Here is a 10,467-nt window from a genome sequence, read left to right as displayed (position 1 = left end):
GGTCGTCAACTGAAATGTTCTGACGATCCTCTTGCGCGCAATGATATGAGGCTTCAGCCCTGTGATATCTTCGCTGTTGAAGAAAATTTTCCCTACGTTCGGCACGTAGATCCCTGTGATGAGGTTGAATACCGTCGTCTTCCCGGCGCCATTGGGGCCGACCAGCCCCAGAATTTCCCCTGCCTGGACATCGAAATCCAATTGACTTACGGCCATTAGGCCGCCGAACCTCTTACTTAATTCTCGCACTTCCAGTATTTTCATCTTTTTTATTTCTGTATGAAGACCTTGCCAAACGGTTGCTAACCTTAACCAATAGGCCCACGATCCCTTGGGGCATGAAGAGCAGAACCAGAATGAGGGCTAGTCCATATAACACTACCTGAAACTCCACAGCCATTCTTAGGAATTCGGGCAGAAAAGTGAGAAAAATGGAGCCGATGATCGGCCCTCCGATAGTTCCACTTCCTCCCATGACAATGAAGACCAGGTATTCAACGGATTGCCAGAAGGTAAAATCCTGAGGACCAATAAAATGAAAATAATGAGCGTAGATGCCCCCCACGATCCCCGCGAAGAAAGAGTTGACGGCGAAGGCAAAGACCTTATATCCCATAATGTCAATTCCCGTACACTGCGCCAGAAGGTCAGATTCCCGAATGGCCGTGCAAGCTCTTCCGATTCGGGAATGAGTCAGCCGATAAATAATGATGAGACAGAGGGTCAGAACAACAAGGGTAAAATAGTAATAGGGGACTTTGGTTTCAAATTCTATCTGCCCGAGGAAGGGTATGGGAATGGGATTGGGAGAAGGAATCGCGCTAATCCCATTCGCGCCGCCAAATAATCCCCCCCAGCCAATGAAAAGCAGCCGAATGATCTCCCCGAAGGCAAAGGTGGCCATGGCGAAATAGATCCCCTTGATTCTTAAGGTTGGCAATCCCACAATGATCCCGAGGATTCCCGTAAGAATCCCGGCAATCGGGAGAGAGAGCCAAAAGGAGAAATTTAACCGCATGACCAATAAGGTGGAAGTATAAGCCCCGATTCCCACGAAGGCTGCCTGGCAGAGAGGAACCTGAGCCGTGTTCATCACGAAATTCAGGCCCAGGGCCAGGATGATATGGAACATGGTCACGATCAAAATGTGGATATGGTAAAGATCCTTTGTGAATAAGGGGATACACAATAGAAAAAGGTACAAACCAATAAGATAAAAACCTTTCTTACTCATGGTATCCAAAAAGCCCCAAAGGTTTGAAAATCAACAAGGACATGAGAATAATGAAACCGATCATATTCTGGAAGGTTGCCCCCAGATAGGTGGCTCCAAAACTCTCCGCGATCCCCAGGATCAGCCCTCCGACTACGGCCCCGATAACGCTTCCCAGGCCTCCCAGCATGATGATAATGAAAGCTTTCACCACGGGCATCATGCCCATGAAGGGAGAAACAAGGAAAATCGGACCCATGGTCGAACCCGCTGCCGCCGCCAGGGCGCAGCCGATCCCAAAGGTTAGAGCGTTTATCTGATTGATGTTGATCCCCTGCAAGGCCGCTGCCTCAGAGTCTTGGGCTACGGCCTGAAGAGCTTTGCCGGTCTTGGTTCGCCCGATAAATACATACAATCCCACCACCAAAATGGCCGAGATCGTGAAAGCCGCCAGTCTCTCTTTGGAGAGTACCATGCCGAATAGGTTGATGACTCCCTGGAATCCGATGAGGTAGGATTGCTCTTCCGGTCCCCAAAAAATGAGGGCCAGGTTTTGCAGAACAATGGACAATCCCAGAGAAATGACCAATAAGTTTAATGGCTCTCCACGTAAAGGCCGAAAGATCATTCTTTCGATCAAAACCCCAAAAGCCGCAAGGATCAGCATAGAGGCAACCAGGGAGAGGAAAAAGTTCACTCCATAGTATTCCCTCAGGAAGAAAGTCGCGAATCCTCCCAGCATGAAGATCTCACCGTGCGCAAAATTGATGATCCCCAGGATACTGAAAATTAGGGTCAAGCCTAAAGCTACCAAAAGATAGAGCGACCCCAGGATCAATCCGTTGATGCAGGTCTGAAAGAAAATCGGGTCCATGGACGAAAATCGAACCTCCCTGAATCCCCCAAGGGGCACCATGCCCGCTCGAGCATGATGCCCGGATATTCCCCTGCCTCACCCAGCCAAGGTGGGTTCCAAACCCATTTTAGTCCAATCGGCCTCCCTACTAAAACTCCCCGGCCTTCAGGATAATGACTTCTTTGCCCTTTTGGATCTGGGCGATATGGTGATGCTGGATAATCTGATGATTGATCCCATACGTTTCTTTCCCGCCCCACCTCATTTCACCGAGGACGCCTTGAAATTTTTCGATACCTTCAAGAGCGACTCGAATCTTATCCGTATCCTCCACCGTTCCTGCCCTGCGGAGACCTTCAAACAGAAGCATCGTGCCGTCGTAGAAGGAAGGATCCGGAGTATCGATGAATTCTTTCTCCCCGTATTTTTTCCGGAATTTTTTGATGAAATCTACGATCGCCGGATCTTGGGAATTGCGGTCAAAGACAACGGGATAGGCGTATCCCTCGGCCATCTCGGCCCCGCCGGCATTGCGGATAAATTCACTCGGGTCGACCCACGCCCCGCCTATTACGGCGGCTTTAAGTCCCATCTCCTTGGTCTGCTTGGTTAGGAGGGCAGCTGTTCCAACCCCCAAGGCGCAATCCTGAAGAATGCCAGCATTGGTCCCTTTTATTCTGGTCAGGATGGGATATAAATCTTTGATTCCCCTCTCGGGAAATTCCGTGAGAACTTTAAATCCCTCTTTTTGGTAGGCTTCCTGATAATCTTTGCCGATGGACCAGCCGCTCGCATCATTGGCGGCTACGGTAACAATCTCCTTCACCTCCGGAAAAGTCTTTTTGGCCCAGCGAGCCATTCCAGGCGCTGCCTGGGTGGAAGTCATAAAGGGCCTAAAAGTGTAAGGTTTCTGAGGGCTAATAACTTCGCGCGCCCAGCTATCTGCCATAATCAATATCTTGTTCTTTTCCGTAACCTCTTGCATGGCCAGAACCGATGCGGAGCTGATGGAGCCGATGATGATTTTCACTTTGTCGCTGAAGACAGCTTTATGAACTGCCGCAGCCCCGCCGGCAGCCGTGTATTTGTCATCATAAGGGATCAGCTTGATCGTATATTTTTCCCCCCCAACCAGGAGGCCACCCTTAGCATTCACGTCATCCGCCGCCAACTCGGCGCCGTGGAGGATTCCTCTTCCCCAGTTCGCACCCGAGCCAGACAGCGCGGTGATGACGGCGATCTTCAATTCTTTCGCTTCACTCCTCGACTGCCAAGCGAGGCCAAAAGCGAATTGAAAAACGAAAAGAAGTATCATGATCAGAATTAATTTTTTATTTTTTTCCATGTCCTCCCCCTTTATTCGTCTTGGCATTAAAGCGGTTGACGTGTTCATTCATCTTGACCATAGCTCTCTTTTAATCATCTTTTTTCTACCCCTTCACTGCAGCATCGTCGTTTCCCAATAGGCATCAAGATTGTTTTCCCCCACTCTCACCCCCTTCCTTTTTCTTTTGGCCCTCACCCGATTCCCTGCCTGCTCCTACCCCTTGCAGAGATTTTCCTTCTGTCCGTTCTGCTCATTGCAGCCCGATCCATTTATTCCGGGGAAGAATGATCATCCGATTCCTCTAGGCCACCCCACCAACAATCTGATCATAAAGATGGTCCCCCGCTTCTGACAGGTTGGGGAACCTCCCCAGGATAAACCCCCGAATGGCGAAGTGCTCAATGGTTCCCAGGATGATATCGCGAAGAATGTAAGGGTCGATTTCCTTCCGGATGGCTTTTTCTTTTTTCCCTTCCTCAATGACCTGAAGAACGGAACTCTGGAAGTAGAATTTGAGTATAATCTTTATTTTTTTCATAAAAATTGAGGTGATACCAGATGAGCTTCCTGAGCTTATTCAGAGCCCCTTTAATTCCCCTCAGGTGCTCGCGGAGACCGGATAGAAATTTTTCCATTCGCTCTTCGGGGATGGAGAAGAGCAGGCCTTCTTTGTTCTCGAAATAATGGTAAATGCTGCCTTCGGCAATTTTGGCTATCTGAGCGATCTGGGCGATGGTGGTTTCATTGAACCCCTTTTCGGCGAAGACCTCAGTCGCCACTTTTAAAATCAGCCGCTTCTTGCTCTCCCCTTGGAGAGTCCTCCTCTTCGGTGAGGAGTAAGAAAATTTCCTTTTTTTATCCGCCATGGTAACCTTCATTGACGGGAGGAGACCGAATTCTGCAGGCACGTGGCCAGGTAAAACCCTTTCCAACTTTACTCGAATGATAATCAATTTATATCCTTTGTCAAGAAAATTTTTAGTGAAATTAAAAAATCTCCTCCTACCATTTTTTGTAAAAATATTTTTATTATCATAAATTTATAGGCGTTTCGCCCATGCGGTGGCCAAACCAGATCGAAGGTGAGTTAAATTCGAAGATTTTAAATTCAGAGGGATTGCAGGTTCGGAGATTTAAATGACTTTTTCTCTCCGCAGACCTTCAATGGTCTCGACAGAATATCCCAGCTCTTTGAGGATCTCTTCGGTGTGCTGGCCCATGGGTGCAGTAAGGGCCCGGAAGAGTAACGGTCAAATCCAAGATGCGAATACCTTTTAATGCTGACATCTTAACCCCTCCATCGATTACAATTACTAATGAATCCCTGCAATTTCTTTGGCGAAGTTCTTTTTTTCCTCGAAGTCGACCAACCGGTTGAGGCTGCTCTTCTGAGCTGCCGGGGGTCCAGCACCATGGACCGATTCCACCACATAGCCGACGGAGTTTACGCCGAAGAGGAGGTTCTGGATCAGGTAAATTATCCTCATTTTATGTTCCGTAGCGACCTCTGGCAACCCTTTCAAGTATTTTTCCACGAACTTGCCTATTTCCGGGCTTTTTAAATCTTTCTCCGAAACAAGTGTACCCAGAATTCCCCCGGTGATGTCCACCGCCAACCGGGCCATCTCAAATGGCAGCGTAGCCACATTGAGCTTGCACACATTGCCTAGAAGTTGATTGACAAAGTAAGAACCAGCCTCGGTCTTTGCTCCTTCGACACCAGCAGCCAGGCCGCAGCAATAAATTGTCTCCGTAAGGCGCACCATCTCTAGGATCTTATCCCTGATGTGGGGCATCTTATCGATCCCGTTGTACTCTGCCAAAAGCTTCACGGCTCCAATCAGGACATCGCTTACCCCTGCTTTGCAGCCTCCATAGGACTGCCGGTGGTTAGCCCCAAAAAGGAAGGGAATCCGTCCGGCGAATTCGACCTCTTTATACAGAAAGACTTTCTCCCATGGGACGAAAACATTATGGAAGATCATCAAGGTTTCTTGGCCGCTGAATCGGTAATTGCCCATGTCAACAGGGCAGTTCTCCAATTTTCGAGTATCTCCAGGATTGCGGCCATAGATGTGAATTATACCCTCGGCGTCTGTAGGTACGGCGAAAGCCACGGCATAATCCGAGTCTTCTTTTCTCATGGCTGCCGTTGGCGCCACTATGGTGTACTGGGAGTTGATCGACCCCGTTTGGTTGGATTTAGCACCCCGGACGACAATCCCATCCTTATTCTCCTCCACCACATGGAGGTATAGATCTGGATCAGCCTGCTCGTGGGGCCTGCGGGATCGATCGCCTTTTACATCGGTCATAGCTACTCCGACGTAGTAATCCTTTTCTTGAGCCTCCCGTATGAAGTTTAAAAAACGATCATGGTAATTTGTCCCCAGTTTTTTATCCATCTCGCTAGTGACGATGAACAGGGAATTGGCTGCATCCATGGTGGCACAGCGCTGAAAACAGGTGCCCGTCTTCTGTCCCAGAAGCCTGGCCATCTTAACTTTCTTTAGCATATCATCAATACTCTGAAAGATATGGGTAAACCGATTAATCTTCCTCCCCGTCAAAGATGAGGTCACAGTAATTAGGTCTTCGTATTTAGGATCAAATGCTAAGTCGTATGCCATAGCCACAGCATTTTGCGAGGGAATAACGATGGGGTGGTCCACAGGGTTCGAGATGCGTTCCCCAAAGATGTAGACTACATGCTTCATCTTCCTCAAGCTATCCCGATACTGCTCTCCATTCATCAATGGCATATCTATCCTCCTTAATTTTAATTTTATACTTCTGGAATTCTATATCAACGAGCTAAATCAATTCAGAGACTTTTGGCTATGATCAACTGCTGAATTTGGTTAGGCCCTTCCGCAATTTGCGTCAGCTTGGCATTTCTCATCATCTTCTCCAATGGGTAATCCTTCATATAACCATACCCTCCGGCGATCTGAACCCCATCAGTGGAAACGGACATGGCCGCCTCTGAGGCAAAATATTTGGCCATTGCAGCAAACCGGTAAGCATCTTTGTTCCCCTGATCATACATCGAGGCTGCCTTGTAAAGTAAGTGCCTGGCTGCTTCCACCCTGGTAGCCATGCCGGCCAGTAATGACTGGATGGCCTGAAACTGGAAGATGGAACGCCCGAATTGTACCCTATCTTTGGCGTATTGGATAGCGTAGTCGAGGACTCCCTGGGCCACCCCAACTGCTCTGGCTGCAGCTGAGCAACCGATCTCGCCCATGAAGTCTACCATAATTCTCAGGCCATCCCCTTCTTGCCCCAAAAGGTTTTCTATAGGAACGTGGCAATCTTTAAAAATGGCTTGGCAGCCATACCTTGCTTCGCTGCCGGTCAGGCCTTCGATCTTCACCACAGAAAAATCGGACGTTCCCTTCTCCACCAGCAACCCGCTGATCGCGCCATTGGTGAGGACGAAAATAGCAAAAATATTGGCTACGTCACCATTCGCGATGAAACATGGGGCTCCGTTCAATACATAAGTCCGACCTTCCTTGATCGCAGTCACTGGCACGGCAGCCAGATCAAGGGCTGCTGCCTCATTAAGGGCGAACCCAAAAATGATTTGGCCGTTGGCCATTCGGGGCAAATAACTCTTATGGGACTCTTTTCCGTTCTTCAAGATGAATCTGGAGCCCATGTTTTGGAACGTGCAGATGACAGCCGAGGTTGGGCAGACCTTACTGATCTCCTCAATGACTATGCAGAAATCCATGAAGCCGGCCCCTTCGCCTCCTTGCTCTTTGGGAACCAGCAGTGATAAAAGTCGGTTCTGCCCCAATATTTCGGTCAATTCATGGGGAAAACTGGCTGTGCCGTCGACTTCACCGGCTCGAGGTGCAATCTTCTTTTGGACAAGATCTTTTACCATCGCCTGAAATAACGTCTGTTTCTTGGTCAATTGATATTGCACTTCCATGATCACCTCTCGCACTCGCCTGAACCGTTGTCTCCTTTGAATTCCCGAACCACCTGGGTCAGTTCAGGTATGATTTGAAAAAGATCTCCTACGATCCCGAAGTCCGCAACCTTAAAGATCGGAGCTTCTGGATCTTTATTAACTGCCACGATCATATCAGAGGTCTGAATCCCCACCAAATGCTGGATGGCTCCCGAAATCCCGCAAGCGATATAGAGCTTGGGACATACAGTTTTGCCAGTCTGGCCCACCTGAAAAGAGTGCGGTTTCCATCCAGCATCCACCGCAGCTCGTGAAGCCCCCACCGCTCCGCCCAAGGATTTGGCCAGTTCTTCAAGAAGATGGAAGTTCTCCGCCTTTCCCAATCCCCTCCCACCGGAGACCACAATCTCTGCTTCTTCCAGATTAACGATCTGGTCCATGGTCTCGATCACCTGGATGACCTTGGTGCGTATGCTCTTGGGATTTACCTTCCCTTCTACCCTAATAATCTCTCCCCGGCGTAATATATCAGGGACTGGCTTCTTCATCACTTTAGGCCGGACTGTCGCCATCTGGGGTCGATAGTTTGAACATTTAATACTGGCCATAATATTGCCACCAAACGCGGGGCGAATTTGCAGGAGAAGCCCGCTTTCGTCTTCGACTTCTAGCCCCGTGCAATCCGCAGTCAGACCTGTCCGGAGGCGAGCCGCAAGCCTGGGCGCCAAGTCACGGCCTGTGGTCGTAGCTCCAAAGAGAACGATGGAGGGTTTCTGTTGAGCGATCACGGCCGTCATAGCTGCAGCATAAGGGTCGGTATGATAGAATTTCAGTTTTTCATCTTGGACGAGGTAGACCTTGTCTGCTCCATGGGCAAACAGGGGCGGACATAACATATCGACTTCAGATCCGATAAGAGCCGCGGCCAATTCCTGTTGGAGTTTGTCGGCCAGCTTTTTTCCTGCACCAAGCAATTCCAGGGTGCAATCCCTCAACTTTCCTTGGTGCTGTTCAGCAAACACCAAGACACCGCTATATTTTTCGATGTCCGGAGTCCCCCGGGACGACCCGCGTTCAATGGCAACAGCCTCGAACTCGCAAACATCTCTGCAGGCTCCGCAAACCAGGCAGCCTTCTTTGATGATGGCCTTTCTTTCCACTACTTCCATGCAGCCAAATGGACAGACGGCCAGGCACCGTCCGCATCCCGTGCATTTATCTTTATCGATCTGTATTCCCATTAGGTCTCCCTACGATAGAATCCCCTTTTGCTTGAGGAAAGAAGCCAATTTCTGGGCTGCTTCCGCAGGAGGGTTTTCTATTACTTGCCCGTTGCGCCTAACTTCCGGGGTCCAGATCCGCACCACCCAGGTGGGGGATCCCTCCAGGCCCAGTCGATCGGCTTCAGCCCCCAGGTCACCAGCGGTCCAGATGTGAATCTCTCTCTCCATGGCCTCAGCGAGGCTGCTGAAGGTTGGAATCCGCGGTTCATTGATTCCTTTGACTACCGTAAGGAGAGCGGGTAGCGGGCAATGAAGTTCTTCATAACCTCCTTCAACCTCCCGGCGGACTCGAAGATTCTGGCCCTCGATTTCCACCCGATTCACATAAGTCACCTGGGGCACATGCAGTTGCTCAGCGAGACTGGGGCCGACCTGCCCTGTATCTCCATCGATTGCTTGCTGTCCGCAAAGAATTAGGTCAAATCGGCCAATCTTTTTAATGGCTGCACTTAAGGTGTAGGCTGTAGCCAGAGTATCGGCGCCGGCGAATGCTCTGTCGCACAGCAAGATGGCCTCATCTGCCCCCATGCTCAGTCCCTTCCTCAATGCATCTTCAGCTTGGGCAGGGCCCATGCTGAGGACCGTAACCTTTCCCCCCTGCTTTTCCTTAATACGAACCGCCTCCTCCAAAGCATATTCATCCAAGGGGTTGACGACGGATGGAATTCCTTCTCTGATGATGGTTCCGGTTTCGGGGTTGATCTGAACTCTTTTTATCTCCGCCGTATCCGGAACTTGCTTGAGGCAGACGATGATCTGCATACCCATCGGCCCTTCTTATACCTCCAAGAGTTTGTTGAAATTTTTCCGAAACTGATTCAATTGGCCAACAGCCCCCTTGAGGCTACAGTCCTTTGGATCTGATTGGTGCCTTCGTAGATCTGCAGAATTTTTGCATCCCGCATGTATTTTTCCAGAGGGTATTCAGACGTGTATCCATAAAATCCGAGGAGCTGCAAGGCGTCGGCAGTTACCTTCATGCACATATCGCTGGCCAAAAATTTGGCCAGGGCTGAATCTTTGGCGACCGGGAGTTCCCGCTCAATCAGCCAGGCAGCCTTCCAAACCAGAAGCCGGGATGACTCAATAGCCGCAGCCATGTCAGCCAAGGTATGAGAAATGATCTGCTGTCCTATGGTAACTTTGGCCTTCGCGGGAGATCTTTTGAAGAAGCCCACAGCCGTTTCAAAGGCTGCTCGGGCCAAGCCTAAGGCCACCGCGGCACAGGAGGTTGTCCGAGCCACATCCAGATATCGCATAGCGATTCGAAATCCAGATCCAATTTCTCCGAGCAAATTCTCCTTGGGGATTCGGACATCATCCAAAATTACCTCAGCGGTACAGGAGGATCGCAGACCCATCTTGTCTTCAACCTTACCCCTGGATAGGCCGGGGGAATCACCCGGAACGATGAAGGCTGAAATGCCCTTTGCCCCTCTGGTCCTATCCGCGTTTGCAAAAACCGTATACAGCCGCGCCAGGCCTCCGTTGGTGATGAAGCATTTCGTCCCCCGGATCACGTATTCATCGCCCCTTAACTGAGCGGAAGTGGTTATCGCCGCAGCATCCGATCCCGCACCGGGTTCGGTTATCACAAAAGAAAGCAGGCCCGGGTTTTCTTGGTCACAAATGAGCGGGAGGAATCTTTCCTTCTGTTTTTCGTTACCGGCGACCTGAGGGGGTTGGTATAAATTCGTGGTCGTGGTGAAGGCCACGCCAGCGTCACCCACGGCCAGCTCTTCTATGATGAGGGTGATCGTGATCGGGTCTAGGCCGCTGCCTCCATATTCCTTGGGAATGCTCAGGAAGAGTAAATCCTCCTTGGCTAGCTTCCGGACGACGTCCCAATTAAAAACATGGGAG

The 10,467-nt window shown here is 50.0% G+C and carries 11 protein-coding genes; all 11 read right to left on the bottom strand.

Annotation, left to right across the window (positions count from 1 at the left end; genetic code table 11):
• Positions 1-264: ATP-binding cassette domain-containing protein (locus Q7V48_12070; GenBank protein ID MDO9211462.1), on the bottom strand; the 264-nt coding region annotated here is incomplete at its 3' end.
• Complete coding sequence (locus Q7V48_12065; GenBank protein ID MDO9211461.1) at positions 233-1,234, bottom strand: branched-chain amino acid ABC transporter permease; 1,002 nt, start codon at positions 1,232-1,234, stop codon at positions 233-235. The genes Q7V48_12065 and Q7V48_12070, both read right to left, overlap by 32 nt.
• A complete protein-coding gene (locus Q7V48_12060) occupies positions 1,227-2,087 on the bottom strand; it encodes a branched-chain amino acid ABC transporter permease (GenBank protein ID MDO9211460.1) in 861 nt (286 codons plus the stop codon). The genes Q7V48_12065 and Q7V48_12060 overlap by 8 nt, the downstream gene beginning before the upstream one ends.
• A 130-nt stretch (positions 2,088-2,217) precedes the next feature.
• Positions 2,218-3,414, bottom strand: a complete 1,197-nt coding sequence (locus Q7V48_12055) for an ABC transporter substrate-binding protein (protein ID MDO9211459.1) — start codon at positions 3,412-3,414, stop codon at positions 2,218-2,220.
• 283 nt (positions 3,415-3,697) lie between these two features.
• Entirely contained in the window at positions 3,698-3,934 is a 237-nt protein-coding gene (locus tag Q7V48_12050; GenBank protein MDO9211458.1) for a TetR/AcrR family transcriptional regulator C-terminal domain-containing protein, read from the bottom strand.
• Positions 3,873-4,349, bottom strand: a complete 477-nt coding sequence (locus tag Q7V48_12045) for a helix-turn-helix domain-containing protein (GenBank protein MDO9211457.1) — start codon at positions 4,347-4,349, stop codon at positions 3,873-3,875. The genes Q7V48_12050 and Q7V48_12045 overlap by 62 nt, the downstream gene beginning before the upstream one ends.
• Before the next feature lie 360 nt (positions 4,350-4,709).
• Positions 4,710-6,158 carry a 4-hydroxyphenylacetate 3-hydroxylase N-terminal domain-containing protein gene (locus tag Q7V48_12040; protein ID MDO9211456.1) on the bottom strand — a complete coding sequence of 483 codons (1,449 nt, stop codon included), beginning with the start codon at positions 6,156-6,158 and terminating at the stop codon, positions 4,710-4,712.
• A 62-nt stretch (positions 6,159-6,220) separates the two neighbouring features.
• Positions 6,221-7,339 (bottom strand): acyl-CoA dehydrogenase family protein, encoded by a 1,119-nt coding sequence (locus Q7V48_12035; GenBank protein ID MDO9211455.1) that lies wholly within the window; start codon positions 7,337-7,339, stop codon positions 6,221-6,223.
• 2 nt (positions 7,340-7,341) lie between these two features.
• Positions 7,342-8,562, bottom strand: coding sequence for an FAD-binding protein (locus tag Q7V48_12030; GenBank protein ID MDO9211454.1), 1,221 nt, complete (start codon positions 8,560-8,562; stop codon positions 7,342-7,344).
• A gap of 9 nt (positions 8,563-8,571) precedes the next feature.
• Complete coding sequence (locus Q7V48_12025) at positions 8,572-9,366, bottom strand: electron transfer flavoprotein subunit beta/FixA family protein (GenBank protein ID MDO9211453.1); 795 nt, start codon at positions 9,364-9,366, stop codon at positions 8,572-8,574.
• A gap of 56 nt (positions 9,367-9,422) precedes the next feature.
• Positions 9,423-10,467 (bottom strand): acyl-CoA dehydrogenase family protein (locus Q7V48_12020; protein ID MDO9211452.1); only part of this gene is annotated, 1,045 nt, incomplete at its 5' end.

The organism is Deltaproteobacteria bacterium, assembly GCA_030654105.1.
Taxonomy (GTDB): Bacteria; Desulfobacterota; SM23-61; order SM23-61; family SM23-61; genus JAHJQK01.
The sequence above is the reverse complement of the archived record's forward strand: the minus strand, read 5'-3'. Positions and strand labels throughout refer to the sequence as shown.